This window comes from Denitratisoma sp. DHT3, from assembly GCF_007833355.1.
GTDB lineage: Bacteria > Pseudomonadota > Gammaproteobacteria > Burkholderiales > Rhodocyclaceae > Denitratisoma.
Genome location: NZ_CP020914.1, coordinates 2,995,938 through 3,020,812, shown reverse-complemented (window position 1 = coordinate 3,020,812; position 24,875 = coordinate 2,995,938). Strand labels below are relative to the sequence as shown.

Here is a 24,875-nt window from a genome sequence, read left to right as displayed (position 1 = left end):
TTAGATCTCAAGCGCCTTGGGTTGCTGAGCAGTATGAGGATGCGCGGTGCCCGCGTAGCACTTCATCTTCTTCAGCATTGCGTAGCCAAGGGGACCCTTGGGCAGCATACCCTTGACGGCCTTTTCCAGCACGCGGGCGGGAAAACGCTGTTGCAGCTTGTTGAAATTGGTTTCGTAAATGCCACCGGGAAAGCCGGAGTGGCGGAAGTACTTCTTGTCTTCGGCCTTGGTGCCGGTCACGCGCAGCTTGTCCACATTGACGACCACGATGTAGTCCCCCGTGTCGACATGAGGCGTGTACTCGGTTTTGTGCTTGCCGCGCAGACGGCGGGCGATCTCGGCAGCCAGCCGGCCCAGGACCTTGTCCGTCGCGTCAACGACGAACCAGTCCCTTTTGACCTCGTGCGGCTTGGCGGAAAAGGTTTTCATGAGGAATTCCTCTGATTTCAAACGCCCGTGACCGGGCTGGACGGCGGAAAAGCCGCGCATTGTATGTCACAGTCGACAACAGTGTCAAACCTAGTTGTCGACCGGCCAAGCCGCCCCTTCCGTCCGCCATCGGCGACGGCCCGCTACAATATTCGGCCTACCGAATCACCGAGGAACACGGCATGGAATGCACAGTGCGCTGGCACGATGGGATGAGTTTTATCGCCGAGACCGGCAGCGGCCACTTGGTGGCGATGGACGGCGCACCGGAAGCCGGCGGGCGCAACCTGGCGCCGCGGCCGATGGAACTGCTGTTGGCGGGCACCGGCGGCTGTACCGCGTTCGACATCGTCATGATCCTGCAGCGCGGGCGCCACGACATCAAGGGCTGCGAAGTGAAACTATCCGCCGAACGTGCGGATACCGACCCCAAGGTATTCACCCGGATCAACATGCATTTCGTGGTGACGGGCAGGAATCTCAAACCTGAAGCCGTCGATCGGGCGGTGAAGCTCTCCGCGGAGAAGTACTGCTCGGCCTCCATCATGCTGGGCAAGACCGCGGCCATCAGCCACAGTTGGGAAATCGTCGATCAGACGTAATACGCGGTGGTCGTCATCACTTTCGACGACAGTTTCATCGCGAACTTCACCGGCAAGGGCAGTTCCCGGGCGCCGAAACGGACCGCCGTTTCGGCGTGCTTGATCTCATCGACCTTCATCTGCTCCAGAACCTCCCAGGAACGACGGTCCTGGGGCGGCAGGCTCGCCAGATGGACGTCCAGGTGGCGTTCCACCTGGCGTTCGGTTTCAGCCAAAAACCCCAGATTCCAGTCGTCGCCCAACAGACCGGCGGCGACGCCGACACCCAACGAGCCGGCATACCAGAGTGGGTTGAGCAGGCTTTTACGCCCCCCTAGTTCGCCAATTCGCCGCTCGGTCCAGTTGAGATGCTCGGTTTCTTCGAAGGCGGCCCGCTCCATGGTCTGCCGGGTGGAAGGATTCCGGGAAGTCAATGCCTGCCCCTGGTACAGGGCCTGGGCACAGATTTCCCCGCAATGGTTGATACGCATCAACGCGGCGGCATGGCGCCGCTCGGCATCGCTCATGTCCGCCTCCGGCAGGCTCTCGCCGGGCATGGACCGCACGGTCGGCGCGGAGGCCCACAACGTCCGCAGCGCCTTGTCAAATTCGATGATCAGACGATCCAGCATGGCGAACCCCCATTCGAGTTTCCCGTCGGACGCGCCTTCGGGCGCTCACGGCGCAAGCAGATGACTGCTTTTGCGCAGGGCATCCGCCGCTTCGTTTCCATTCGTGATTATTTGGCCTATAGGACAGAAATAATCACGATTCAAGGCCGCATGGTGCGCATTGAGCATCTTGTTTTCGATCGGCTTCCAGGCGGGATTGCGCGCTTTGCTCCACTGCCCGTCGGCGCCGCCCAGGGCATAGAGCTTCACCTCCCGCGTCTCGCAGCGGATACCCTCGTAAGTCACGTTGCTGGCGCCGGATGGCGTCCGGATCACCAGCACGTAGCGCACCACGCCGTCCTCGCCGACACGGATGGTAGAACCGTCCACATAGAAACGGTTCTTGGCCAAGGGCCCGACATAGAACTCGATCAGATTTTCCGGGCGGGGAAAGGCCGGCAGTTCCGTCTGCGCTTCCGCCCATGCCGGTTCGTCCCAGTCATCCGCCTCGGCCCATGCCACCTGCCCGACGCAGATCAGCGGCGCCAGCACCAGGAAACGCAGGCATGTCCGGATCACGGACAAGCCCCATCCTCAGCGGAGGACGACCGCCACATCGGACGACGGTCGGCGGGATGCAGGAAAAGATGGCGCGCCAGTTCGGTCAATGCCTGCTCATATACGGTGCGTTTGAACTCGATCACCGAATCCAGGGGAATCCAGTAGTCGTTCCACCGCCAGGCGTCGAACTCGGGATGCTCGGTCGCCCGCAGGGAAACGTCGGAATCCCGCCCCACCAGGCGCAGCAGATACCAGATCTGCTTCTGACCGCGATAAGTGGTGCGCCACTCGCGCCGCACCCAGTGTTTCGGCACGTCGTAACGCAGCCAATCCCGGGTCCGCCCCAGAATCTTGACATGTTCCGGCATCAAGCCCACCTCTTCGTGGAGCTCGCGATACATGGCCTGCTCGGGCGTTTCGCCCTTCTTGATCCCGCCCTGCGGGAATTGCCAGGAATGCTCGCGTATCCGTTTGCCCCAGAAGACCTGATTATGGCTATTGACCAAAACGATGCCGACGTTCGGGCGATAACCTTCCCGATCGAGCATGATGCAACCTTCTCAATATTTGACTGCCGCAAATTGTTCCACAATTGCCGGGCACTGGAAAGCTTGACGGCGGCGGTAAAATCGGCGTTTTTTCGCACCGGAACAGCCATGCGCGCATCCCAGTTTTTCATCGCCACCCTCAAGGAAGCCCCAGCCGACGCCGAGGTCGTCTCCCACAAGCTGATGATGCGGGCCGGCCTGATCCGCCGCCTGGCCGGTGGCATCTACACCTGGACCCCGCTGGGGTTGCGGGTGCTGCGCAAGGTGGAGCGCATCGTGCGCGAGGAAATGAACCGGGCCGGCGCCCTGGAACTGCTGATGCCGGCCGTGCAGCCCTTCGAACTCTGGGAGGAATCCGGGCGCGGCCCCAAGTACGGCCCCGAACTGCTGCGCTTCAAGGACCGCCATCAGCGGGATTTCGTCATCGGCCCCACCCACGAGGAAGTCATCACCGACTTCGTGCGCAAGGAGGTGAAGAGCTACCGACAGCTGCCGCGCCACTTCTACCAGATCCAGACCAAGTTCCGCGACGAGATCCGCCCCCGCTTCGGCGTCATGCGCGGCCGCGAATTCCTGATGAAGGACGGCTATTCGTTCCACACCAGCTACGCCGACCTGGAGCGCGAATACCAGAACATGTACCAGACCTACGGCCGCATCTTCAGCCGCCTGGGCCTCTCTTTCCGCGCCGTGGCCGCCGACACGGGCTCCATCGGCGGCACCGGCTCCCATGAATTCCACGTCATCGCCGCCACCGGTGAGGACGCCATCGCCTACTGCCCCGACTCCGCCTACGCCGCCAACGTCGAGTTGGCCGAAGCCCTGGCACCGTCCACGCCCCGCGGCGGCGCCGTCGAGCCGCTGACCAAGGCCGCCACGCCGGGCAAGATCAAGTGCGAGGACGTGGCCGACTTCCTCGGTACCGCGCTCACCCGCACCGTCAAGGCGATCGCCGTGATCCGCACCGAACTGGCCGAGGACGCCCCCGGCCGTTTCGCGCTGCTGCTCCTGCGCGGCGACCACGAACTGAACGAGATCAAGGCCCAGAAGGTGATCGGCGAGTTCCGCTTCGCCCGGGACGAGGAAATCGAGGCCGCCCTGGGCTGCCGCCCCGGCTACATTGGCCCGGTGGGCGTGAACAACGCCCACGTCGTGGCGGACCGCACCGTCGCCGCGATGGACAACTTCGTCTGCGGCGCCAACGAGGCGGGTTACCACCTCACCGGCGCCAATTGGGACCGGGACCTGCCCGAACCGGCCCAGGTGGCGGACATCCGCAACGTCGTGGAAGGCGACCCCTCCCCCGACGGCCAGGGCAGGCTCGCCCTGTGCCGCGGCATCGAAGTGGGCCATATCTTCCAGCTGCGCACCAAGTACGCCGAAGCCCTGAACTGCAGGTTCCTCGACGAACAAGGCAAGGAGCAGGTGATGGAAATGGGCTGCTACGGCATCGGCGTCTCCCGCATCGTCGGCGCCGCCATCGAGCAGGGCCACGACGAGCGCGGCATCGTCTTCCCCGCCGCGATCGCCCCCTTCGAAGTGGCGATCGTACCCATGGGCTACGCCAAGTCGGAAGCCGTGCGGGAAGCCGCCGACACCCTGCTCGCGGAACTCCTCGCGCTGGGCATCGACGCGGTGCTGGACGACCGCGACGAGCGCCCCGGCTCGATGTTCGCCGACTGGGAACTGGTGGGCATTCCCCATCGCGTCGTGGTCGGCGAACGGGGCCTGAAGGAGGGCATGCTGGAGTACAAGGGACGCACCGACGCGGACGCCCAAATGCTGGCGCGGGAGGAGCTTCCGGCCTTCATTGCGCAGCGCCTATGCCCCCAGCCCTGCGCCTGACCGCGTTCCTCGCCCTGTTCCTGCGGGGTACCGCCGCCCTGGCCGGCGCCCAGCAGTACGAGCCCCTGGCGGCCAGCGTGCAAGCCGCGCTGTCACGCAGCATCGCCGACCAGAAACCGCCGCAAAGCTCCTTCCAGAATCCGCTGGAGGCGGTGAACTGGCTGACGGAGATGTCCCGGCGTCTGGAAAAGAAACTGCCCGACCGGGAATACCGCATCGACTTCCTGCGCTCCGTCCATTACGAGGCGACCCGCGCCGGCCTCGATCCGCAACTGGTACTGGGCTTGATCCAGGTGGAAAGCGGCTTTCGCAAATACGCCGTCTCCAGCGCCGGCGCCCGCGGCTACATGCAGGTGATGCCGTTCTGGATCAAGCTGATCGGCCGGCCCGGTGACAACCTGTTCGAGATGCGCACCAACCTGCGCTATGGCTGCACCATCCTGCGCCACTACCTGGGCATCGAGAAAGGCGACCTGTTCCGCACCCTGGGCCGCTACAACGGCAGCCTGGGCCAGGCCGAATATCCCAACATGGTCCGCGGCGCCTGGGAAAAGCACTGGCACTGGGGTCCCCAGGTCATCGAACCCGCCCGCTGATCAGCCACCCCCTTCCATGGGAAGGGGCAGGGGGGATGGCTCCCCAATCCCCTTGGGTAGCGGGCTCTGCCCGATACCCCTTCCCTCGGGGAAGGGGTTGGGGGATGGGTGGTCCAGTTCCCCGCAGGGATGTTGCCCGGGATGCGCTTCAACGCATCCCGGGCAACATCCCTTTCATGCCGCGCATCATCTTCGCCAAGCCACCCTTGGAAAACTGCTTCATCACCTTCTGGGTCTGCTCGAACTGGGTCAGGAGACGATTCACTTCCTGGACCTGAACCCCAGCTCCCGCGGCGATGCGGCGCTTGCGGCTGGCCTTGATCAGTTCCGGCTTGGAGCGCTCCGCCGGCGTCATCGAATTGATGATGCCCTCGATGCGGCGGATCGCCTTGTCCTCCACGGCGCCGCCAGCCTGCTGGGCCAGGCCTCCGAGCTGGGCCGGCAGCTTGTCGAGCAGCGAGGACAGGCCGCCCATCTTGCGCATCTGGGCGATCTGATCCTTGAAATCGTTGAGATCGAAGCCCTTGCCGGACTTCATCTTCTGCACCAGGTCCTTGGCCTTTTCCTGGTCCACGCTGCGCTGGGCCTCCTCGACCAGGCCCAGGATGTCGCCCATGCCCAGGATGCGGGCAGCCATCCGCTCGGGATGGAACTCCTCCAGGCCCGCGAGCTTCTCTCCGATGCCGGCGAACTTGAGCGGCTTGCCGGTCACGTGGCGCACCGAAAGCGCCGCGCCGCCACGGGCGTCGCCGTCCAGCTTGGTAAGGATCACCCCGGTCAGCGGCAGTGCGTCGTTGAAGGCCTTGGCGGTATTCACCGCATCCTGGCCGAGCATCGCATCGACCACGAACAGGCACTCGACGGGGTCGAGCTGGGCGTGGAGGGCCTGGATCTCGGCCATCATCGCCTCGTCGATGGCCAGTCGGCCGGCGGTGTCGACGAACAGTACGTCGTAGTAGTGCTTTTTCGCGTAGTCCAGCGCGGCGGCGGCGATGGCGGCGGGCTTCTGCTCCCCGGAGGAGGGGAAAAAATCGATGCCGGCCTGCGCCGACACCGTTTTCAGCTGTTCGATGGCGGCGGGACGATAGACGTCGCAGCTCACGGCCAGCACCTTTTTCTTCTGCCGTTCCTTCAGCCATTTGCCGAGTTTGGCGGTCGTCGTCGTCTTGCCCGCCCCTTGCAGGCCGGACATCAGGATGACGGCCGGCGGCTGGGTCGCCAGATTGAGGCCGACCGCCTGCCCACCCATGATCTCGGTCAGTTCCCGGTGCACCACCCCGACCAGGGCCTGGCCGGGGGAAAGGGCGCCCACCACCTCCTGGCCCACCGCCTTTTCCTTGACCCGGGCGATGAAGTCCTTGACCACCGGCAGGGCCACGTCGGCCTCCAGCAGCGCCATGCGCACCTCGCGCAGCATCTCGGTGATGTTGTCTTCCGTAAGCCGGGCCTGGCCACGCAGGTTCTTGACGACCTTGGCGAGCCGCTGGGTGAGATTGTCGAGCATGGGGAATACCGGAAAAGCGGGATCGGTTAGACTTGCGGGATGCCAGCAATTCTACTGCATGTCCTCACCACGACCCTTTACCTGGCGCTCGGTGTCCATTTCTGGCACAGCCGGTGGCGCGGTCCCGCGCTCGACCAGCCCCGGCGCGGCCTGAGGACCTGGGAACGGGTGGCCCTGGCGGTGGCATTGGCCCTGCACGGCCGCACCTTGCAGCTGTCGATCTTCGACGGCGACACCATGCGTTTCGGTTTCGCCATCGCGCTCTCGGTGATGTTCTGGCTGGCCCTGCTGCTGTACTGGCTGGAAAGCTTCTATGCCCGCATGGAGGGCCTGCAGATCCTGGGCCTGCCCCTGGCCGCGCTGTGCTCCCTGCTGCCGGCATTGATTCCCGAACAGCATGTGCTGGTCAATGCCCACTCCGCCGCCTTCCGCTTTCATTTCCTCACCTCCATGCTGGCCTACAGCCTGTTCACCCTGGCCGCCCTGCACGCGCTGCTGATGACGGTGGCGGAACGGAACCTGCACCAGGGCCGGCTTTCGCCCCTGCTGGCGGGCCTGCCGCCGCTCCTGACCATGGAGGCCCTGCTGTTCCGGCTGATCCACGTCGCCTTCGTCCTGCTCACCCTGGCCCTGGCGTCGGGGGTGCTGTTTTCCGAAACCCTGTTCGGCAAAGCCATCGCGCTCAACCACAAGACGGTTTTCGCCATCCTCTCCTGGCTGATCTTCGCGGCGCTGCTGGCCGGCCGGCACCTGCGCGGCTGGCGCGGCCGCATCGCCTTGCGCTGGACCCTGACCGGATTCGCCGTGCTGCTGCTGACCTATGTCGGCACCCGCTTCGTGCTGGAGATCCTCCTCGGCCGCATGGCGTGATCTCCTCCCTCTCTGCCCGCAAAACCCATCTGGTACCATCCGGCACTCTGCGAAGTGCTTGACTGGAATCCAGATGGCATGGATTCCGGCACATCCGGTAAAAGGAGCCCTTCATGGCCGCGGCGAAGGACGATAAGAAAAAAGAATTCAACTTTGCCTGGGAAGGCAAGGACAGGACGGGGCGCATCATGCGCGGCGAAATGCGCGCCGGCGGGGTGGCCGTGGTGCGGGCCACGCTGCGGCGCCAGGGCATCCTGGTCGGCAAGGTCAAGAAACAGTCCAACCGCGGCGGCGGCAAGGTCACCGACAAGGACATCACGCTGTTCACCCGCCAGCTGGCCACCATGATGAAAGCCGGCGTGCCTCTGCTCCAGTCCTTCGACATCGTCGGCAAGGGCTCCTCCAACCCCGCCGTGACCAAGCTGCTGCTCGACATCAAGACCGAGGTGGAAACCGGCTCCAGCCTGAACCAGGCCTTCCGCAAGTACCCCATGTACTTCGACCTGCTGTTCTGCAACCTGGTGGAGGCCGGCGAGCAGGCGGGCATCCTGGAAATGCTGCTGGACCGGCTGGCCACCTACAAGGAAAAGATCCTCGCCATCCAGTCCAAGATCAAGAGCGCCCTGTTCTACCCGATCGCCGTGGTCCTGGTGGCCTTCGTGGTGACGGCGATCCTGATGATCTTCGTGGTGCCCCAGTTCAAATCGGTATTCGCCGGCTTCGGCGCCGACCTGCCGGCGCCGACCCTGGTGGTGGTGGGTATCTCGGACTTTTTCGTCCAGTACTGGTACATCATCTTCGGCGGCCTGGGCGGCGGCGTCTATGGTTTTCTCAGACTCTGGAAGCGCTCCCGCAAGGTACAGATCTTCATGGACCGGCTGTCCCTCAGGCTGCCGGTTTTCGGCGACCTGCTGATGAAAGCCACCGTCGCCCGCTGGACCCGGACCCTGTCCACCATGTTCGCCGCCGGCGTGCCCCTGGTCGAAGCGCTGGACTCCGTCGGCGGCGCCGCGGGCAATTATGTCTATGCCACCGCCACCAAACAGATCCAGGCCGAGGTCTCCACCGGCAACAGCCTCACGGTGGCGATGCAGAACACCAACGTCTTCCCTTCCATGGTCCTGCAGATGGTGGCCATCGGCGAAGAGTCCGGCCAGCTGGACGGCATGCTAAGCAAAGTGGCGGACTTTTTCGAAGCCGAGGTGGATGATGCCGTGGAAGGTCTCTCCAGCCTGATGGAGCCGCTGATCATGGCCTTCCTCGGCGTGGTGGTGGGCGGCATGGTGGTGGCCATGTACCTGCCGATCTTCAAGCTCGGCGCCGTGGTTTGATGCAAAACCTGCTCCTTCTGCCCCCCGCCTATTGGATCGGCGTTTGCGCCTTGCTGGGACTGATCGTCGGCAGTTTCCTGAATGTCGTGATCCATCGCCTGCCAAAAATGATGGAACGCGACTGGGCCATCCAGTGCGCCGAACTGCGGGGCGAAGAATTGCCGGCCGGCGAGCCGCTGTCCCTCTCCCGGCCGGCCTCGCGCTGCCCGGCCTGCGGCCACGCCATCTCCGCCCTGGAGAACATCCCGCTCCTGAGCTGGCTGTTCCTCAAAGGACGTTGCCGGGCCTGCCGGGCACCGATCAGCCCGCGCTACCCCCTGGTGGAAGCCCTGACCGGCGCGCTGTTCGCCCTGGCCGCCTGGAAACTGGGCCCCGGCTGGTCGCTGGCCGGCGCCCTGCTGTTCCTGGCGGCCGCCATCGCCCTGACCTGGATCGACTTCGACACCCAGCTCCTGCCCGACGACATCACCCTGCCCCTGCTCTGGGCCGGCCTGCTGTTCAACCTGGGCGGCACCTTCACCAGCCTGCCCAGCGCCGTGATCGGCGCCATGGCCGGCTATTTGTCACTATGGCTGGTGTATTGGGGATTCAAGCTCGCCACCGGCAAGGAGGGCATGGGCTACGGGGATTTCAAGCTGCTGGCCGCCATCGGCGCCTGGCTGGGCTGGCAGATGCTGCCTTTGACGATCCTGCTCTCCTCCTTCGTCGGCGCGCTGGTGGGCATCCTGCTGATCGTTCTCGCCCGCCACGGCCGCAACGTTCCCATCCCTTTCGGCCCCTATCTGGCGGCCGCCGGCGTGATCGCCCTGTTCTGGGGCGCCGACCTGAACCGCGCCTGGCTGGGCCTCTTGCTCTAGAGCGTGTTCACAGTAGCCAGATATAGGTGCATGCCAGATGCAAGAATGCATTGAAGCGGTTGGCGAGCTTGTCGTAACGTGTGGCGAGTCGGCGAAATTGCTTGAGCCGATTGAAGAATCGCTCGACCAGGTTACGCGCCTTGTAGCGCTCTCGGTCGAACTCACGCGGCGTGGGGCGATTGCTGCGGGGTGGAATGACGGCCTCAGCGCCCATGCGGGCGATGGTGTCGACAAACGCGTTGCTGTCGTATCCCTTGTCGGCGACCACTGCGTCGGTAACCAAGGCATCGACCAGTGCGGGGCCTTGCGTAATGTCGGCCACCTGACCACCGGTGAGGATCAGGCGCAGCGGATTACCCAGGGCATCCACGCACGCATGGATCTTGGTGGTCAGTCCGCCACGCGACCGACCGATCGCCTGATCGCCACCGTTTTTTTTGATGCGCCCGCTGAGTGCTGGTGCGCACGTACCACTGTCGAGTCGATGAAGAGCTCTTCCAGGTCTGCTTCTCCTCGGAGGGCCTCGGCCACTCGCGACCAAACCCCATTGGCTTCCCATCGTGCAAAGCGCACATACACAGAGTGCCAGTTGCCAAACTTCGGCGGCAAATCACGCCAGGGGTTGCCTACCCGGGCGGTGTATAGCACCGCCTCAACAAATAAACGGTTATCCACGGCACGCCCTCCCTTGTCCGTGGGCTTCCCTGGCAACAACTCCGAAATCCGCGCCCACTGTGCATCGCTCAACATGTCCCGATCCATTGCTTACGTCCAAATTCCAGGATGTAAACACAAATCCGATACTGTGAACAGACCCTAGCGCCAGCCGTCCCCATCTGATGTCGCATGCCATGCGGGGCGGCCTTGTGCGAAACCCTTTCGCCAGAGGCCCTTACGCTATAATTCGCCCCTTTTCGCGGAGCTGCCTATGCCCATCTACGCTTATCGCTGCGGGAATTGCGGTCACGAGAAGGACGTCATGCAGAAGATGAGTGACGCGCCGCTCACGACCTGTCCCGAGTGCAAACAGGAAAGTTTCAGCAAACAATTGACCGCCGCCGGTTTCCAGCTCAAGGGCAGCGGCTGGTACGCCACCGACTTCAAGGGCGGCGCACCCGCGCCCAAGAACGACAACCCGCCGCCCTGCCAGGGCGGCACCGGCGCCTGTCCCAGCGCCACGCCCAATGCCACGTCGTGCGGCTGACTTGAAAAAATATTTCATCACCGGCCTCCTGATCTGGGTACCCGTGGCGATCACCGCCTGGGTGCTGGCGGCGATCGTCCGCACCATGGATCAATCCCTGCTGCTGCTGCCGCACGATCTGCGGCCGGAGCGGTTGCTCGGCTTCTACGTGCCGGGGCTCGGCGTGCTGTTGACCCTGCTGGTGGTGTTCGTCACCGGCCTGGTGACCGCCAACATCATCGGCCAGCGCCTGATCCGTTTCTGGGAGGGCCTGCTGGCCCGCATCCCGGTGGTGAAGTCGGTCTACTACAGCGTCAAGCAGGTCTCCGACACCCTCTTCTCCTCCAGCGGCGAAGCCTTCCGCAAGGCCCTACTGGTCGAATATCCGCGCAAGGGCAGCTGGACCATCGCCTTCCTGACCGGCCAGCCCGGCGGCGACGTGGTGAATTACCTGCAGGGCGAGTGGGTCAGCGTCTATGTGCCGACCACGCCCAACCCCACCTCCGGCTTTTTCCTGATGATGCCCAAGGCCGATGTGATCGAGCTGGACATGAGCGTCGACGAGGCGCTCAAGTACATCATTTCCATGGGCGTCGTCGCCCCGCCGATGAGCAACCCCCTCGGCCACGCCCAGAACGAATAGGTTTCGAATACCCTAGCCCGCAACCCCGCCGCCAGGCGGTTTTTCATTTTTTGGACAAGCCATGCGTACCCACTACTGCGGCCAACTGAATGCCGGCCTTACCGATCAGATCGTCACCCTTTGCGGCTGGGCGCACCGCCGCCGCGACCATGGCGGCGTGATCTTCATCGACCTGCGCGACCGCGAAGGCCTGGCCCAGGTGGTCTGCGACCCGGACCGCGCCGAGATGTTCAGCCGCGCCGAGACCGTGCGCAGCGAGTTCGTACTCAAGATCACCGGCAAGGTGCGCCGCCGCCCGGCCGGCACCGAGAATCCCAACCTGGCCTCCGGCGAGATCGAAGTGCTTTGCCATGAGATCGAGATCCTCAACGCCGCCGTCACGCCCCCGTTCCAGCTCGACGACGAGAACCTCTCGGAAAACGTGCGCCTGACCCACCGCGTGATCGACCTGCGCCGCCCCCAGATGCAGAAGAACCTGATGCTGCGCTACCAGGTGGCCCGCGCCTTCCGCCGCTTCCTCGACGACAACGGCTTCGTGGACGTGGAAACCCCGATGCTGACCAAGAGCACTCCGGAAGGCGCCCGCGACTACCTGGTGCCCTCCCGCGTGCACCCCGGCCAGTTCTTCGCCCTGCCCCAGTCGCCGCAGCTGTTCAAGCAGCTCCTGATGGTGGCCGGCTACGACCGCTACTACCAGATCACCAAGTGCTTCCGCGACGAGGACCTGCGCGCCGACCGCCAGCCCGAGTTCACCCAGGTCGATATCGAGACCTCCTTCATGGGCGAGGGACAGATCACCGCGCTGATGGAGGAGATGATCCGCACGGTGTTCCAGCAGACGCTGGCCGTCGAGTTGCCCAGCCCCTTCCCGCGCATCACCTACGCGGAAGCCATGCGCCGCTTCGGCTCCGACAAGCCCGACCTGCGCGTCACCCTGGAACTCACCGACGTCACCGACGCGGTGGCCGACGTCGCCTTCAAGGTCTTCTCCGGCCCCGCCACCTCCGGCGGCCGCGTCGCCGCCCTGCGCATTCCCAATGGCGCCGGCCTGTCGCGCGGCGAGATCGACGGCTACACCGAGTTCGTCAAGATTTACGGCGCCAAGGGTCTGGCCTACATCAAGGTCAACGACGCCAGCCAGTTGAACGAGACCGGTCTGCAATCCCCCATCGTCAAGAACCTCCACGAGCGGGCGCTGCAGATCATCATGGAGCGCACCGGCGCCCAGAACGGCGACCTGATCTTCTTCGGCGCCGACAAAACCAAGATCGTCAACGACGCGCTGGGCGCGCTGCGCGTCAAGCTCGGCCACGAGAAGGGCTACATGAACGGCAAGGCCTGGGAGCCGGTCTGGGTGGTGGACTTCCCGATGTTCGAGTACGACGAGGAGGACCGTCGCTGGACCGCCTGCCACCACCCCTTCACGGCGCCCAAGGACGGCCACGAGGAATTCCTCCAGACCGACCCGGGCCAGTGCCTGGCCAAGGCCTACGACCTGGCCCTGAACGGCTGGGAGATCGGCGGCGGCTCGGTGCGGATCCACAAGGCCGACGTCCAGGCCAAGGTGTTCGAGGCACTGGCGATCGGTCCCGAGGAACAGCAGACGAAGTTCGGCTTCCTGCTCGACGCCCTCAAGTACGGCGCACCCCCCCACGGCGGCCTGGCCTTCGGCCTGGACCGCATCGTCACCATGATGACCGGCGCCGAATCCATCCGCGACGTGATCGCTTTCCCCAAGACCCAGCGCGCCCAGTGCCTGCTCACCGACGCACCGTCCAGCGTGGATGAGAAGCAGCTGCGCGAACTGCACGTGCGCCTGCGGCAGAAAGTGGAAACCCAGGTGGAAGTCGGCAAGGGTTGATGGCCGGACTGCTGCGGCTTTTCCTCGCCCTGCTGCTGGCCGCCCTGCTGGGGCCGGCCGCGGCGCGGGAAATCCGCGCGATCGCGTACCAGGACTTGCCGCCCGAGGCGCGCCAGACGCTGCGCCTGATCGACGAGGACGGCCCCTTCCCCTACCGCCGCGACGGCATCGTCTTCGGCAACCGTGAGCGGCGCCTGCCCGCGGCGCCGCGCGACTATTACCGGGAGTACACCGTGCCCACTCCTGGCAGCCGCGACCGCGGCGCGCGGCGCATCGTCGCCGGCGGCGATGGCGAGCGTTACTACAGCCCCGATCACTATCGCCATTTCCTGAGCATCCGCCCATGAGCCACACAGATCTGCGGGAACTGCTGCGGCAAGTCGCCCACGCCGGGGTCTATCACCTCCCCGCCGACGGCCGCGCGGCCCTGGTCGAGGCGGCGAAAGCCGACGGCTACGTGGTGTTCCCGGTGGACCTGGCCGCCGTCGCGGACAAGGACGGACTGCTGACGGCGATCGGCCGGGCCATGGCGTTCCCCGAGTGGTTCGGTCGCAATCTGGACGCGCTGCTGGACTGCCTGGCCGACCTGGGCTGGCAGCCGGGCGAGGGCTATCTGGTACTGCTGGATCACTGCGACGGCATCCACGGCCGCGCCGAGGCGGATTTCGTCGCCACCCTCCAGGTCTTCGCCGACGCCGCCGCCGAATGGCGCGAACAGGGCGTCGCCTTCTGGTGCTTCGTCGACCTGCGCGCCGACGGCCTGGCCTGGCTACCGCCAATCCCACGATGACCATGAGCTTCAAGCGCCCGGTGTCGGTGCTGGTGGTGATCCATACCCCGGCCTTGGAGGTGCTGCTGCTGGAACGCGCCAACCATCCGGATTTCTGGCAGTCGGTCACCGGCAGCCAGGAGGGCGACGAAACCCTGGCCGCCACCGCCCTGCGCGAAGTGCGCGAGGAAACCGGCATCGCAGCGCAGGCCATGGACCTGCGCGACTGGCGCATCAGCAACCGCTATGAAATCTTTCTCCAGTGGCGCCATCGCTACGCGCCGGGCGTCAGCCACAACCAGGAGCACGTGTTCAGCCTGTGCCTGCCCAACGCCATCCCGGTCGCCGTGGCGCCCGACGAGCACCGGGATCAGCGCTGGCTGCCCTGGCGCGAGGCGGCGGCGGCCTGCTTCTCCTGGAGCAACCGCGACGCGATCCTGATGTTGCCCGAGATGCTGCCCGTCCTCACCGCCTGCGGCGCAGACGTATAATTCATTCATTCCCCCGCAGTTTTTCGATTCCCCATGACCAAGAAAGTGTTCATCCGTACCTTCGGGTGCCAGATGAACGAATACGATTCCGACAAGATGGCGGACGTGCTCGCCGCCGGCGAAGGCACGGTCAAGACCGACGACCCCGAAGAAGCCGACATCATCCTGTTCAACACCTGCTCGGTGCGCGAGAAGGCGCAGGAGAAGGTGTTCCACGACCTGGGCCGGGTCCGTCACCTGAAACAGAAGAATCCCGGGCTGCTGATCGGCGTCGGCGGCTGCGTGGCGAGCCAGGAAGGTGACGCCATCGTCAAGCGGGCGCCGTATGTCGACCTGGTGTTCGGTCCGCAGACCCTGCACCGCCTGCCCCAACTGATCGCCGCACGGCGCGAGAGCGGCAAGTCGCAGGTGGACATCTCCTTCCCCGAGATCGAGAAGTTCGACCATCTGCCCGCCGCCAAGGTCGAGGGCACGGCGGCCTTCGTCTCCATCATGGAAGGCTGCTCCAAGTTCTGCACCTTCTGCATCGTGCCCTACACCCGCGGCGAGGAAGTCTCCCGGCCGATGGAGGACATCCTGACCGAAGTGGCCGGCCTGGCGCAGCAGGGCGTCAAGGAAGTGACCCTCCTGGGACAGAACGTGAATGCCTACCGCGGCACGATGGAAGGCGGCGACGAGACCGCCGACCTGGCCTTCCTGATCGAGACCATCGCCGAGATGCCCGGCATCGAGCGCATCCGCTACACCACCTCCCATCCCCGCGAGATGAGCCAGCGCCTGATCGACGTCTACGGCCGGGTGCCGAAGCTGGTCTCCCACCTGCACCTGCCGGTGCAGTCCGGCTCGGACCGCGTGCTGGCGGCGATGAAGCGCGGCTACACGGTGCTGGAGTACAAGTCCATCGTCAGGAAGCTGCGGGCGGCGCGGCCGGACATTTCACTCTCGTCCGACTTCATCGTCGGTTTCCCCGGCGAGACGGAAGAGGATTTCGAGAAGACCATGAAGCTGATCGAGGACGTCGGCTTCGACAACAGCTTCTTTTTCATCTACAGCCCCCGCCCCGGCACGCCGGCGGCGGAGATGGCCGACGAGACGCCGGAAGAGGTCAAGACCCGGCGCCTGATCCGCGTCCAGCAGCACATCGAGGCCAAGGCGCTGGAGATCTCCCGTGCCATGGTGGGCACGGTGCAGCGGGTGCTGGTGGAAGGCCACGCGAAGAAGGATGCCAGCGAACTCGCCGCCCGCACCGACAACAACCGGGTGGTGAACTTCCCCGGCCACCCACGACTGATCGGCCAGTTCATCGAACTCACCATCACCGCCGCGCTGCCGCACAGCCTGCGCGGCGAGCTTCGGATCCGGGAATCGTGACCGCGCCGCGCAACAGGACTGTCGACGTGACGCTGCAGCCGGTGGACAACGCCCGGCTGGCCAATCTGTGCGGTCCGCTCGATGAGAACCTGCGCCAGATCGCCACGGCCTTCGACGTCACCATCGCCCGCCGCGGCGAAGTCTGCCGCATCGGCGGCGAGCCCGCCCAGGCGCGGCTGGCGGCCCAGGCCCTGGAGCATTTCTACGAGCTCTGCGGCGAGCCGATCGGCATCGAGGACATCCAACTGGGCCTGGTGGAAATCGCCAACCGCGGCCGGCCGCCGCTGCCGCCGGCGGGCCTGATCACCCGCCGCAACGATCTGCACGGCCGCACCCCCCACCAGGTCGAGTACCTGCGCCAGATCCAGGAACACGACATCACCTTCGGCATCGGCCCGGCCGGTACCGGCAAGACCTACCTGGCGGTGGCCTGCGCGGTGGATGCCTTCGAACGCGACCTGGTGCAGCGCATCGTGCTCACCCGCCCCGCCGTGGAAGCCGGCGAACGCCTGGGCTTTCTGCCCGGCGACTTGGCGCAGAAGGTCGATCCCTACCTGCGCCCGCTCTACGACGCGCTCTACGACCTGATGGGCTTCGACAAGGTGGGACGCCTGTTCGAGAAGGGCCATATCGAGATCGCCCCGCTGGCCTACATGCGCGGGCGCACCCTGAACCACGCCTTCATCATCCTCGACGAGGCGCAGAACACCACGCCGGAACAGATGAAGATGTTCCTCACCCGCATCGGCATCGGCGCCAAGGCCGTGATCACCGGCGACGTGACCCAGGTGGACCTGCCGCGCGGCCACAAGTCCGGCCTGGCGGAGGCGCGCCGCATCCTCAAGGACGTGCGCGGCTTGGCCTTCACCGACTTCGACGCTTCCGACGTGGTGCGCCATCCGCTGGTGGCGCGGATCGTCGCCGCGTACGAGAAGAACATCATGGAGGAAAAGCGCCGCGCGCAGGCCGAGGGGCATGGGACCGGCGGTGAAAAATAGCGCCGGCGCCGCACGCCCCGCCCTTTCCCTCGCCGTGCAGTACGCCTGCGCCGACGACACCCTGTCCGCTCTCCCCGCCCTGCCCTCGCGTCCGCGCATCCGGCGCTGGGCGCAGGCCGCCTGCGAAGGCCCGGCACAAGTCACCGTGCGCTTCGTCGATGCCGGGGAGGGCCGCCAACTGAATCACGATTTTCGCGGCAAGGACTACGCGACCAACGTGCTGTCCTTTCCCTACGAGGCCGACCCGGTCACGATCGGCGACCTGGTGGTGTGCCTGCCCGTGGTGCTGAAGGAAGCCGAAGCGCAGGGCAAGGCCGCCGACGCCCACTTCGCCCACCTGATCGTGCATGGTATGCTGCATTTACAGGGTTACGACCACGAAGCCGGCGATGCGGAAGCGGAATTGATGGAACGGCGCGAACGCGAGATTCTGGCCCGGCTGGGTTACCCCGATCCTTATGTTTAACTGCTCTTGTCATGGACCCTTCCAGTAGCCGCCCGCGACTGATCGAGCGGCTTTCGGCCCTGCTGCTGCGGGAGCCGGAAGACCGCGAACAACTTCTGGAACTGCTGCACCGCGCCTTCGAGCGCAGCCTGGTCGATGCCGACGCCCTGTCGATGATGGAGGGCGCGCTGGCGGTTTCCGAGGCCACGGTACGCGACATCATGGTGCCCCGCTCCCAGATGGACGTGGTGGACGTCAGCGACGCTCCCGTCGCCATCGCCAACTTCATCATCGAAACCAGCCATTCCCGCTTTCCCGTCATCGGTGCCAACAAGGACGACGTGGTGGGCATCCTGCTGGCCAAGGACCTGCTGCGCTACTTCGCCGGCAAGGAGTTCGACCTCAAAAGCGCGCTGCGGCCGGCGGTGTTCATTCCCGAATCGAAACGCCTCAACGTGCTGCTGCGGGAATTCCGCGTCAACCACAACCACATGGCGATCGTCGTCGACGAATACGGCGGCGTGGCGGGCCTGGTCACCATCGAGGACGTGCTGGAACAGATCGTCGGCGACATCGAGGACGAATACGACTTCGACGAGACCGCCGACAACATCGTGCTGGACAACGCCGGCCGCTACCGGGTCAAGGCGATCACCGAAATCGCCGACTTCAACCGCGCCTTCGGCACCACATTCTCCGACGCCGACTGCGACACCGTCGCCGGCCTGATCATCAAGCAACTGGGCCGTCTGCCCAAGCGCAACGAGGTGGTGCAGCTCGACGGCCTCAAGCTGCAAGTGCTGCGCGCCGACAGCCGGCGCGTGCATACCCTGCTGGTGGATGCCCAGCGCGACCTGGCACTGGCATTGTCGAGCAGCGGCGCGACGTGAAGCGCGCCGCACTGACGCCCGGTACCTCTCATTCAATATCTTCCGAAGGGGCCTGAGCCAATTTACTTGGCTTTGAAAAACTCGGATTGCTGGCGGGCGATATCGAGAATGAATTTCCGCTGCGACTCCGACAGGCCCACCAGCACATCATTCAGTTGCGTTACCTGATCCTTGGGATGTGACGAAGCCGCTCCAACGAGGAACGCAAGCGGCACATCGAGAATATCGGCAATCTCCTCCAGTCGCTGTAGCGAGGGCAGATGCGTCCCGCATTCCATACGACTGACGGTGTTCACCTCGACACCCAGCCGGCCGGCAAGATCCTCCTGGGTCCATTGCAGTTGCTGTCGCAGCGCCCGAATCCGCCCGCCCAACATCACAGCCAAAGAAGATTCGCGTTTCTTCGATCTACCCATCGTCAGCGTCCGCTAAAGACAGGGATAGTCGAGTTTCATCATATTTTGTGGAATGATGTTATTTGTATTGCCTATACAAATAAAATATATAAAATTACTTTCCGGCTGTTACAAATGACATTGAATTCAAAGGGAGCGCACATGATCCGACAGTTGACTCACCTTGTGGCACTCGTCGCCATCGCCTTTGCCACCACCGCTTTTGCCGGCAACAACGCCGCGCCCCTGGGCGTCGAAATCGGGGCTGCCACCCTGGATCAAGTTCAGCAGAGCATCGGCAAGCGTACCCGTCTCATTAACAGCGGCATCAACGCCTACTCCGAGGGCCCCATGCTCAAGGGCGATGGTGAAGGACTGGACATCGACGGTCTGTCCAGCATCACCTTCATCTTCGACAAGACCAATCGCCTGGCAGGCGTGCTGATGACCCTGCCCAAGGGCGGCATGGGGTCGGAAAACGTCAAACGCATGGTCGGCATGTTGGGCGAGAAATACAAGACCGTGAAACGGAACATTCCCTTCGTCGGCGACGCCTTCGCCCGCTTCAAACAGGGAACATCCACCATTGACGTGGATGCCCCCCACATGAGCTTCACCATGGAAGTGCGCTATCTCTCCGATGATCTCCTGGCGGCCTTCAATAGCCGCAGCCGGCAAGAGAACGCCGAGAAGCAGAGAAAACAGCAAAGTCAGTTCTGATCCACTGCGACAACCGAGAAAGAGTATTCATGCGATTGATCAAATCCATTGCAAAGCCGATGACATTCGATACATCCGGTTCCGTCCAATGCATTCTGATGCTTTTGGGTATTTCGCTAATAGCGCCGGCTTATGCGCTCCAGGGAAAAGAATGGGACGCACTGAAGCCGGAATTCGTGAAAACCTGCAAGAAGTCTGCCGCAGCCAATATACCGAGCCCCGCGAAGCTTAAGGAATTCTGTTCATGCTATGCCAAAGAAGTGGTGGCAGGTTTTACTGAAGAAGATGTGGTGGTCATCATGACGGATAAAGGCGATGCTACCCATGCAGAGCAAGTGGTAAGTCAGGCAAATGCCGATTGCACGATGCGTCAGGGCAAGAAGAGTTCAACTGAGCAGGATACCGATCGCCTACTTTAGTGGTTACCTCGACTATCTCAACGTAAGCAACATCGAGGCCGGCATATCGCCTCCGCCCATGTTGACCATCGCGATTGCCTTGGCTGGTTATGCGGTCTACTTCACCGTCAATTGGAAGCTTCTACAACAGAAGGGGCAGACGATTGGCAAGAAGGTCATGGGCATCCGGATTGCCAATCTGGATGGCAGCAAGCCAAACTTGAAGTCCCTACTGCTTAAGCGTTACCTGCCACTCGCTTCTCTTCCATATATTCCATATGCAGGCATGGCTCTGATGTATGCAGACACGTTCTGGATTTTTGGCAAGCGGCGCAGATGTCTGCATGACATTATCGCTGGAACGCAAGTTGTAAGGGCTTAATTGCCATCTTCAGAATGGGATTTGACTCGCCAGCCGACACAGCTGAAGGCCTCCCCACATCGCCATACTGGTTATACGGTAAGGTGGCACTTCAAGTTACCAGCCGGATTTTCGTTTACGCGATAGTCCTGGCTGGCACAGCCCATTTGATCTATCCGGTTTGGGTATGGATAGGTGGTTCAGCCAGACCCAACTTTGAGACCTGGCTATCGCCATTCCGAATATTGCTTGGAGTTGGGCAACTACTGTCGGCATGGTATTCGCTACGGGTCATCCAGCAATGGGAGGCCCGCTGGAAACTCAACCCCGGGAAACCTGAATCAATTCCGACACCCAATCAATTTTTCAGTCCCCAGGCCTCTTTATGGCAGCCGACTGCCGATATGAAAGCATCAGGTGAGGGCCGCTTCTGTGGAAGAGTTTCGACTTGGTTAGCGGCCAAACAATATGGTTTTGTCCAAGGAGACGACGGCAACGACTACTTGCTTCGAGCCAGCGACCTACTTTCGCGGAGTCGTTCGGCCACTATTCAGCCGGGCGATCAAATTGAATTCGACTCGGTGGCGACACCCAGGGGTTATCGTGCAAAACGTGCAACCGTCTGCGTGGCTTCATCTGATTGGCTTTATGAGTTGCCGGTAGAGGTCATGACTTCCAAGTATGACAACATCCGTGGATGGGAAATCCTGGAAGAGACGAACTGGACCGTGTGCGGCCATGAGTCCCGCAATTTGGATACAGCAAAAGCCGCCGCACTCGGTCTCGCCGTAACGTTGGGTGCGAATGCCATTCTGGAACTCACTTACCAGAAGGCGACTCGCAGTGAATCCTCCGACAGCGGCAAGGGCACCCATTACTACACCGTGCATTTCTTTTCTGGCCGGCTGGCAACCGTTGGCAGACGCAGCTCGTCCGGATGGTATTCCCATGCTTCACTTCTTGGACTCAATCGCCGAATCGCAGATTACGCTGCCAGGTTGCACGACTACGAGATGCGAGCAAAACCCATTGAACGAGCACAACTCACCATCATTTCTGTCGCTACTCTCTATGTGATGTTCCTGACACCGAGCTGGGGCTGGCGTATCTGCGAGGGTTTACTGGCAGCCTTGTTCTTTTCGTCGATCAAACCTTCTACCCTTGCCTTCTGGCAGAGTCAGGTCAGTGGGCTGGCAAACCAGCGTTGAATTTTCCGGCGCTAGAATCCGGCGTCATCCATCGCTGCGGCGGAATCGCCGCCACCCGCAAGAATGAAACCACATCTGCACTGGCCCCTCGCCGCCGCCCTGGGCGCCGCCACGGTGGCGGGCTTCGCCCCGCTGGAGCTGTTTCCGCTGCCGCTGTTCACCCTGGCGGGCCTGTTCGCGCTCTGGCGCCGCGCCGGCTCCGCCCGGTCCGCCGCACTGCTCGGGCTGGCCTGGGGGCTGGGGTTCTTCCTCGTCGGGGTGTCCTGGGTCTATGTCAGCCTGCATGACGTGGGCGGCATGGCCGCGCCGCTGGCGGCGGTCGCCACCCTGCTCTTTTGTGCGGTGCTGGCCCTGTTCCCGGCCCTGGTCGGCTACGGCTACGGGCGCCTGCGCACTCGGCAGCCCCTTCCCGACGCCCTGCTGCTGACCGGCCTGTGGACGCTCGGCGAATGGCTGCGGGGCTGGATATTCACCGGCTTCCCCTGGCTGGCCCTGGGCTATTCGCAGACGCCGCCCAGCCCCCTGGCCGGCTTCGCACCCATCCTCGGGGTCTATGGCGTCGGCGCCATCGTGGCCCTGATGGCGGCGCTGGCCGCGCCCGGCCTCGACCGCGCGGCCGCGCAGCCGCCGCACCGGCTGACCCTGCCGCTGATGCTGGCGCTGATCGTCGGCGGCGCCGCGCTGCGCCTGGTGCCCTGGAGCCATCCGGTGGGTGCGCCACTGGACGTGGCGCTGCTCCAGGGCAACGTGCCGCAGAGCATCAAGTGGAACCCGGAACAGCTGCCGCTGTCGCTGGAGCGCTACCGGCGCCTGGCCGCGGCGCATCCGGCGCAACTCACGGTGCTGCCGGAAACCGCGATTCCCCTGTTCCTCGACCAGATTCCGCTGGACTACCTGACGGCGCTGGCGGGCAAGGGCGAGCTGCTGCTGGGCACGGCGCTGCGCCAGGCCGGCGGCGGCTACGTGAATGGCGCCGTGGCGCTGACGCCGGGAGGCGGCTTGCAGACCTACGCCAAGCGCCATCTGGTGCCCTTCGGCGAATACGTGCCGCCCGGCTTCGCCTGGTTCTTCGGCCTGGTGCGGATACCGCTTTCCGACTTCAGCGCCGGCCCGCCCCGGCAGCCACCGCTGACCATCGGCGGCCAGCGGGTGGCGCCGAACATCTGCTACGAGGATCTGTTCGGCGAGGAAATCCTGCGCGCCCTGCCGGCCGCCACGCTGCTGATCAATCTCTCCAACACCGCCTGGTTCGGCGACTCGCTGACCCAGCCCCAGCACTTGCAGATCTCCCGCCTGCGCGCCCTGGAGACCGCACGGCCGATGCTGCGCGCCACCAACACCGGGATGACCGCCGCCATCGCCCCCGACGGCCGGGTCACCGCCGTACTGCCCGCCTTCCGCACCGACGCCCTGGTGGTGTCGGTCCAGGGTCACGCCGGCATCACGCCCTACATGCGCCACGGCAACAAGGCGGCCGTCGGCTTGGCGCTGCTGGCCTGCGTGCCGGCCTGGCGCGTGCGCCGCCGGCAGGGGCGCGCCACGCCGGCCACACGGACGGCATGACTCGCCTCCGGTCTCGGGCTTGCCCGTTCGTTCAGGTCACGGCCCAGCGCCGCAAAAGGTTGTGATACACCCCCGTCAATTTCAACAGATGGGGATCGTCATGCCGGCCGGCCGCGGTCAGCCCCTGGATCGCCTGGTCCAGATCGAACAACAGGGTCCTGGCGCCTTCGTCCTGCACCAGGCTCTGAATCCAGAAAAACGCGGCGAATCTCGCCCCCCGCGTGACCGGGGATACCCGATGCAAGCTGCTTGAGGGATACAACACCATGTTGCCCGCCGCCAGCTTGACGGACTGGATGCCGAATGGTCCTTCGATCTCCAGTTCTCCGCCCTCGTATTCGTCAGGCTCGGCAAGGAAAAGCGTCGCCGACAAATCGCTCCTGACCGTCACGGACGTGCCGGGAACCTGCATGATCGCACTATCGACATGGGTTCCGTAGTGGCCGCCGTTCCGGTAGCAATTGAATTTCGGCGGATAAACCTTGCTCGGCAGCGCCGCCGATACGAACAGGCCATGGGCGCTCAGCCGCCGCAGGATGAAATCGCCCAGCTCCGCCGCCGGTTCGGCGCCATCTTCCAGTTGGAGATTCCGTTTCACGGATACCGCCAGGGTTCCCGCGGTATTCGCGCCATCCTGCCATTGGGCGGCTTCGAGAAGCGCTCTGAAGCGCCGCACTTCCTCTTTGTCGAGCACCTTGTCGATTGATATCAGCATGTCGTTCGCCTCTCGTCCAATAGATGGGATTTCCAGGTCACATGCGCACGTCCGATCTCTGCCAAAGTCGCGCAGCCGGCCATGGCCATGCAGGCCTCCAGTTCCTCACGCAGCAGTTTCATCAGATGGGCGACGCCCAAAGCACCGGCAACCGCCAGCGCATAGACCTGCAGGCGGCCGATCAGCACAGCATCCGCCCCCAAGGCCAAGGCTTTGAAGACATCGGTGCCCGACCGGATTCCACCGTCCAAGAGCACCGGAAGCGCCTCCCCCACCGCGGCCCTGATTGCCGGGAGCGCGTACAGGCTCGCAGGCGCGCCATCCAGCCCCCTGCCGCCATGATTGGAGACGATCAGGCCGGCAACCCCCATGTCCTGAAACATCCGCGCATCCTCTGGATGCAGCACCCCCTTCACCAGCACCGGCAAGGTCGTTTGGGCCATGAGCCAGCGGAGATCCGCTTCGATCGGCGCCTCGCGCATCATGCCCTGGAAGATGCGGCTATCGGTCTCCGCGAGCGTTATCCGCGGCGGTTCGGGATAACCGTCCAGATTGACGGGGCGAACGTTTTCCGGCAGGGTGAATCCGGCGCCCACGGCACGGCGGCTGGGGCCTTGAATCGAGGTATCCAGCGTGACCACCAGTGCGCCGTAACCGGTACGCTCGGCGCGCCGCACCAGATCCTCGGTCGTTTCCCGCCGAGGTTGGAAATAAAGCTGGAACCAGCGCTCTCGCCCCGCATGGCGGGCCACTTCCTCCAGGGGGCAGGAAGCCAGGGTGCTCAGCACCATGCAGGTATCGCTGGCCTCGGCAGCCGCCGCAGTCAAGCATTCCCCCTGGGGGCGGACAAGCCCCTGGAATGCGACGGGAGCGAGAAGCATCGGATGCTGCCAGGTTCGCTGCAGGATTTGCAGCCGCGTATGACCGGCAGTGACATTCCGCAGCAGGCGCGGGAGGATCAACAATTCGGCGAAGGCATCCGTATTGGCGCGCAGGGTCGTTTCCCTGGCGCTGCCACCTGCGATGTACGCGTAATCGGCTTCCGCGATGCAGCGCCGTGCCAGATTTTCGTAATCCTCGGCACATTGGATTTCCTGCGGAATCCGCTCCGTCTGCCCCATTCGCTCCCCT

At 64.0% G+C, this 24,875-nt stretch carries 30 protein-coding genes; 21 read left to right on the top strand and 9 right to left on the bottom strand.

The genetic code is table 11. The annotated features are described in order from the left end of the window. Positions 1 to 429 carry a 50S ribosomal protein L13 gene (gene rplM, locus B9N43_RS13955; RefSeq protein WP_145842798.1) on the bottom strand — a complete coding sequence of 143 codons (429 nt, stop codon included), beginning with the start codon at positions 427 to 429 and terminating at the stop codon, positions 1 to 3. Between the two features lie 182 nt (positions 430 to 611). On the opposite strand from rplM, the gene B9N43_RS13950 reads away from it, so the two are divergent. Next, a complete protein-coding gene (locus tag B9N43_RS13950; protein ID WP_145842797.1) occupies positions 612 to 1,031 on the top strand; it encodes an OsmC family protein in 420 nt (139 codons plus the stop codon). Here the strand turns inward: B9N43_RS13950 and coq7 are convergent. Genes coq7 through B9N43_RS13935 form a run of 3 tightly spaced genes read right to left on the bottom strand, consistent with a single transcriptional unit; the run spans position 1,022 to position 2,730 of the window. After that, positions 1,022 to 1,642 carry a 2-polyprenyl-3-methyl-6-methoxy-1,4-benzoquinone monooxygenase gene (gene coq7 / locus B9N43_RS13945; RefSeq protein ID WP_145842796.1) on the bottom strand — a complete coding sequence of 207 codons (621 nt, stop codon included), beginning with the start codon at positions 1,640 to 1,642 and terminating at the stop codon, positions 1,022 to 1,024. The genes B9N43_RS13950 and coq7 overlap by 10 nt on opposite strands. 45 nt (positions 1,643 to 1,687) lie before the next feature. Next, positions 1,688 to 2,200 carry a CNP1-like family protein gene (locus tag B9N43_RS13940; RefSeq protein WP_222428745.1) on the bottom strand — a complete coding sequence of 171 codons (513 nt, stop codon included), beginning with the start codon at positions 2,198 to 2,200 and terminating at the stop codon, positions 1,688 to 1,690. Continuing rightward, the gene (locus tag B9N43_RS13935; protein ID WP_145842795.1) at positions 2,197 to 2,730 is read right to left on the bottom strand and encodes an RNA pyrophosphohydrolase; all 534 of its coding nucleotides are present in this window, start codon (positions 2,728 to 2,730) and stop codon (positions 2,197 to 2,199) included. Before B9N43_RS13935 ends, B9N43_RS13940 begins: the two co-directional genes overlap by 4 nt. Positions 2,731 to 2,838: 108 nt before the next feature. On the opposite strand from B9N43_RS13935, the gene B9N43_RS13930 reads away from it, so the two are divergent. Continuing rightward, positions 2,839 to 4,575: a proline--tRNA ligase gene (locus tag B9N43_RS13930; RefSeq protein ID WP_145842793.1), complete on the top strand. Its 1,737-nt coding sequence runs from the start codon at positions 2,839 to 2,841 to the stop codon at positions 4,573 to 4,575. Continuing rightward, entirely contained in the window at positions 4,554 to 5,171 is a 618-nt protein-coding gene (locus B9N43_RS13925; protein WP_145842792.1) for a lytic transglycosylase domain-containing protein, read from the top strand. The genes B9N43_RS13930 and B9N43_RS13925 overlap by 22 nt, the downstream gene beginning before the upstream one ends. A 148-nt stretch (positions 5,172 to 5,319) precedes the next feature. Here B9N43_RS13925 and ffh read toward each other — a convergent pair whose 3' ends face one another. Further along, positions 5,320 to 6,675, bottom strand: a complete 1,356-nt coding sequence (gene ffh, locus B9N43_RS13920; RefSeq protein ID WP_145842791.1) for a signal recognition particle protein — start codon at positions 6,673 to 6,675, stop codon at positions 5,320 to 5,322. A 39-nt stretch (positions 6,676 to 6,714) separates the two neighbouring features. Here ffh and B9N43_RS13915 point away from each other — a divergent pair, with 39 nt between their 5' ends. From B9N43_RS13915 to B9N43_RS13905, 3 genes are all read left to right on the top strand, one after another. Continuing rightward, entirely contained in the window at positions 6,715 to 7,545 is an 831-nt protein-coding gene (locus tag B9N43_RS13915) for an inner membrane protein YpjD (RefSeq protein WP_145842790.1), read from the top strand. A 113-nt stretch (positions 7,546 to 7,658) separates the two neighbouring features. Further along, on the top strand, positions 7,659 to 8,876 hold the full coding sequence (locus tag B9N43_RS13910) for a type II secretion system F family protein (RefSeq protein ID WP_145842789.1): 1,218 nt from the start codon (positions 7,659 to 7,661) through the stop codon (positions 8,874 to 8,876). Continuing rightward, positions 8,876 to 9,733: a prepilin peptidase gene (locus B9N43_RS13905; protein WP_145842788.1), complete on the top strand. Its 858-nt coding sequence runs from the start codon at positions 8,876 to 8,878 to the stop codon at positions 9,731 to 9,733. Before B9N43_RS13910 ends, B9N43_RS13905 begins: the two co-directional genes overlap by 1 nt. Positions 9,734 to 9,740: 7 nt before the next feature. Here the strand turns inward: B9N43_RS13905 and B9N43_RS13900 are convergent. Beyond that, positions 9,741 to 10,495 (bottom strand): IS5 family transposase gene (locus B9N43_RS13900; protein ID WP_145841296.1). Its coding sequence is split into 2 segments (ribosomal slippage): positions 9,741 to 10,174 and positions 10,174 to 10,495, totalling 756 coding nucleotides; the frame shifts between segments, so codons are not numbered across the junction. A 166-nt stretch (positions 10,496 to 10,661) separates the two neighbouring features. Here B9N43_RS13900 and B9N43_RS13895 point away from each other — a divergent pair. The 10 genes from B9N43_RS13895 to B9N43_RS13850 all read left to right on the top strand — a co-directional run bounded on the left by B9N43_RS13895 (position 10,662) and on the right by B9N43_RS13850 (position 18,384). After that, positions 10,662 to 10,937 carry an FmdB family zinc ribbon protein gene (locus tag B9N43_RS13895; protein ID WP_145842787.1) on the top strand — a complete coding sequence of 92 codons (276 nt, stop codon included), beginning with the start codon at positions 10,662 to 10,664 and terminating at the stop codon, positions 10,935 to 10,937. A 1-nt stretch (position 10,938) separates the two neighbouring features. After that, positions 10,939 to 11,559 (top strand): DUF502 domain-containing protein, encoded by a 621-nt coding sequence (locus B9N43_RS13890; protein WP_145842786.1) that lies wholly within the window; start codon positions 10,939 to 10,941, stop codon positions 11,557 to 11,559. Positions 11,560 to 11,620: 61 nt separating this feature from the next. Continuing rightward, complete coding sequence (gene aspS / locus B9N43_RS13885; protein WP_145842784.1) at positions 11,621 to 13,420, top strand: aspartate--tRNA ligase; 1,800 nt, start codon at positions 11,621 to 11,623, stop codon at positions 13,418 to 13,420. Continuing rightward, positions 13,420 to 13,767, top strand: a complete 348-nt coding sequence (locus tag B9N43_RS13880) for a ribonuclease domain-containing protein (RefSeq protein ID WP_145842783.1) — start codon at positions 13,420 to 13,422, stop codon at positions 13,765 to 13,767. Before aspS ends, B9N43_RS13880 begins: the two co-directional genes overlap by 1 nt. Further along, entirely contained in the window at positions 13,764 to 14,210 is a 447-nt protein-coding gene (locus tag B9N43_RS13875; RefSeq protein WP_145842782.1) for a barstar family protein, read from the top strand. The genes B9N43_RS13880 and B9N43_RS13875 overlap by 4 nt, the downstream gene beginning before the upstream one ends. Further along, complete coding sequence (gene nudB / locus B9N43_RS13870; RefSeq protein WP_145842781.1) at positions 14,207 to 14,680, top strand: dihydroneopterin triphosphate diphosphatase; 474 nt, start codon at positions 14,207 to 14,209, stop codon at positions 14,678 to 14,680. The genes B9N43_RS13875 and nudB overlap by 4 nt, the downstream gene beginning before the upstream one ends. Positions 14,681 to 14,713: 33 nt before the next feature. Then, positions 14,714 to 16,051, top strand: coding sequence for a tRNA (N6-isopentenyl adenosine(37)-C2)-methylthiotransferase MiaB (gene miaB / locus B9N43_RS13865; protein WP_145842780.1), 1,338 nt, complete (start codon positions 14,714 to 14,716; stop codon positions 16,049 to 16,051). Further along, positions 16,048 to 17,049: a PhoH family protein gene (locus B9N43_RS13860; RefSeq protein ID WP_145842779.1), complete on the top strand. Its 1,002-nt coding sequence runs from the start codon at positions 16,048 to 16,050 to the stop codon at positions 17,047 to 17,049. The genes miaB and B9N43_RS13860 overlap by 4 nt, the downstream gene beginning before the upstream one ends. Next, positions 17,039 to 17,515, top strand: a complete 477-nt coding sequence (gene ybeY, locus B9N43_RS13855) for an rRNA maturation RNase YbeY (RefSeq protein ID WP_261379336.1) — start codon at positions 17,039 to 17,041, stop codon at positions 17,513 to 17,515. The genes B9N43_RS13860 and ybeY overlap by 11 nt, the downstream gene beginning before the upstream one ends. Before the next feature lie 11 nt (positions 17,516 to 17,526). After that, the gene (locus B9N43_RS13850) at positions 17,527 to 18,384 is read left to right on the top strand and encodes an HlyC/CorC family transporter (protein ID WP_145842776.1); all 858 of its coding nucleotides are present in this window, start codon (positions 17,527 to 17,529) and stop codon (positions 18,382 to 18,384) included. Between the two features lie 62 nt (positions 18,385 to 18,446). On the opposite strand, the gene B9N43_RS13845 is transcribed toward B9N43_RS13850, so the two are convergent. After that, complete coding sequence (locus B9N43_RS13845) at positions 18,447 to 18,800, bottom strand: helix-turn-helix domain-containing protein (protein ID WP_145842775.1); 354 nt, start codon at positions 18,798 to 18,800, stop codon at positions 18,447 to 18,449. A gap of 165 nt (positions 18,801 to 18,965) precedes the next feature. On the opposite strand from B9N43_RS13845, the gene B9N43_RS13840 reads away from it, so the two are divergent. The 5 genes from B9N43_RS13840 to lnt all read left to right on the top strand — a co-directional run bounded on the left by B9N43_RS13840 (position 18,966) and on the right by lnt (position 23,029). Then, positions 18,966 to 19,499 carry a hypothetical protein gene (locus B9N43_RS13840; RefSeq protein ID WP_186453838.1) on the top strand — a complete coding sequence of 178 codons (534 nt, stop codon included), beginning with the start codon at positions 18,966 to 18,968 and terminating at the stop codon, positions 19,497 to 19,499. A gap of 29 nt (positions 19,500 to 19,528) precedes the next feature. Then, on the top strand, positions 19,529 to 19,918 hold the full coding sequence (locus B9N43_RS13835) for a hypothetical protein (protein ID WP_145842773.1): 390 nt from the start codon (positions 19,529 to 19,531) through the stop codon (positions 19,916 to 19,918). After that, positions 19,851 to 20,279: an RDD family protein gene (locus B9N43_RS13830; protein WP_145842772.1), complete on the top strand. Its 429-nt coding sequence runs from the start codon at positions 19,851 to 19,853 to the stop codon at positions 20,277 to 20,279. The genes B9N43_RS13835 and B9N43_RS13830 overlap by 68 nt, the downstream gene beginning before the upstream one ends. Positions 20,280 to 20,362: 83 nt before the next feature. Beyond that, complete coding sequence (locus tag B9N43_RS13825) at positions 20,363 to 21,466, top strand: cold-shock protein (RefSeq protein WP_186453836.1); 1,104 nt, start codon at positions 20,363 to 20,365, stop codon at positions 21,464 to 21,466. 63 nt (positions 21,467 to 21,529) lie between these two features. Next, complete coding sequence (gene lnt / locus B9N43_RS13820) at positions 21,530 to 23,029, top strand: apolipoprotein N-acyltransferase (RefSeq protein WP_186453835.1); 1,500 nt, start codon at positions 21,530 to 21,532, stop codon at positions 23,027 to 23,029. Positions 23,030 to 23,060: 31 nt separating this feature from the next. Here the strand turns inward: lnt and B9N43_RS13815 are convergent, their stop codons facing one another. Together B9N43_RS13815 and B9N43_RS13810 are read right to left on the bottom strand one after the other, a co-directional pair. Then, positions 23,061 to 23,744: a Fe2+-dependent dioxygenase gene (locus B9N43_RS13815; RefSeq protein WP_145842769.1), complete on the bottom strand. Its 684-nt coding sequence runs from the start codon at positions 23,742 to 23,744 to the stop codon at positions 23,061 to 23,063. Next, the gene (locus B9N43_RS13810) at positions 23,738 to 24,865 is read right to left on the bottom strand and encodes an alpha-hydroxy acid oxidase (protein WP_145842768.1); all 1,128 of its coding nucleotides are present in this window, start codon (positions 24,863 to 24,865) and stop codon (positions 23,738 to 23,740) included. Before B9N43_RS13810 ends, B9N43_RS13815 begins: the two co-directional genes overlap by 7 nt. Positions 24,866 to 24,875 lie beyond the last annotated feature (10 nt).

Coding starts and splice junctions, on each gene's coding strand:
- rplM (WP_145842798.1), bottom strand. CDS start 429: ATGAAAACCTTTTCCGCCAAGCCGCACGAGGTCAAAAGGGACTGGTTC.
- B9N43_RS13950 (WP_145842797.1), top strand. CDS start 612: ATGGAATGCACAGTGCGCTGGCACGATGGGATGAGTTTTATCGCCGAG.
- coq7 (WP_145842796.1), bottom strand. CDS start 1,642: ATGCTGGATCGTCTGATCATCGAATTTGACAAGGCGCTGCGGACGTTG.
- B9N43_RS13935 (WP_145842795.1), bottom strand. CDS start 2,730: ATGCTCGATCGGGAAGGTTATCGCCCGAACGTCGGCATCGTTTTGGTC.
- B9N43_RS13930 (WP_145842793.1), top strand. CDS start 2,839: ATGCGCGCATCCCAGTTTTTCATCGCCACCCTCAAGGAAGCCCCAGCC.
- B9N43_RS13925 (WP_145842792.1), top strand. CDS start 4,554: ATGCCCCCAGCCCTGCGCCTGACCGCGTTCCTCGCCCTGTTCCTGCGG.
- ffh (WP_145842791.1), bottom strand. CDS start 6,675: ATGCTCGACAATCTCACCCAGCGGCTCGCCAAGGTCGTCAAGAACCTG.
- B9N43_RS13915 (WP_145842790.1), top strand. CDS start 6,715: ATGCCAGCAATTCTACTGCATGTCCTCACCACGACCCTTTACCTGGCG.
- B9N43_RS13910 (WP_145842789.1), top strand. CDS start 7,659: ATGGCCGCGGCGAAGGACGATAAGAAAAAAGAATTCAACTTTGCCTGG.
- B9N43_RS13905 (WP_145842788.1), top strand. CDS start 8,876: ATGCAAAACCTGCTCCTTCTGCCCCCCGCCTATTGGATCGGCGTTTGC.
- B9N43_RS13895 (WP_145842787.1), top strand. CDS start 10,662: ATGCCCATCTACGCTTATCGCTGCGGGAATTGCGGTCACGAGAAGGAC.
- aspS (WP_145842784.1), top strand. CDS start 11,621: ATGCGTACCCACTACTGCGGCCAACTGAATGCCGGCCTTACCGATCAG.
- B9N43_RS13880 (WP_145842783.1), top strand. CDS start 13,420: ATGGCCGGACTGCTGCGGCTTTTCCTCGCCCTGCTGCTGGCCGCCCTG.
- B9N43_RS13875 (WP_145842782.1), top strand. CDS start 13,764: ATGAGCCACACAGATCTGCGGGAACTGCTGCGGCAAGTCGCCCACGCC.
- nudB (WP_145842781.1), top strand. CDS start 14,207: ATGACCATGAGCTTCAAGCGCCCGGTGTCGGTGCTGGTGGTGATCCAT.
- miaB (WP_145842780.1), top strand. CDS start 14,714: ATGACCAAGAAAGTGTTCATCCGTACCTTCGGGTGCCAGATGAACGAA.
- B9N43_RS13850 (WP_145842776.1), top strand. CDS start 17,527: ATGGACCCTTCCAGTAGCCGCCCGCGACTGATCGAGCGGCTTTCGGCC.
- B9N43_RS13845 (WP_145842775.1), bottom strand. CDS start 18,800: ATGGGTAGATCGAAGAAACGCGAATCTTCTTTGGCTGTGATGTTGGGC.
- B9N43_RS13835 (WP_145842773.1), top strand. CDS start 19,529: ATGCGATTGATCAAATCCATTGCAAAGCCGATGACATTCGATACATCC.
- B9N43_RS13830 (WP_145842772.1), top strand. CDS start 19,851: ATGCCGATTGCACGATGCGTCAGGGCAAGAAGAGTTCAACTGAGCAGG.
- lnt (WP_186453835.1), top strand. CDS start 21,530: ATGAAACCACATCTGCACTGGCCCCTCGCCGCCGCCCTGGGCGCCGCC.
- B9N43_RS13815 (WP_145842769.1), bottom strand. CDS start 23,744: ATGCTGATATCAATCGACAAGGTGCTCGACAAAGAGGAAGTGCGGCGC.
- B9N43_RS13810 (WP_145842768.1), bottom strand. CDS start 24,865: ATGGGGCAGACGGAGCGGATTCCGCAGGAAATCCAATGTGCCGAGGAT.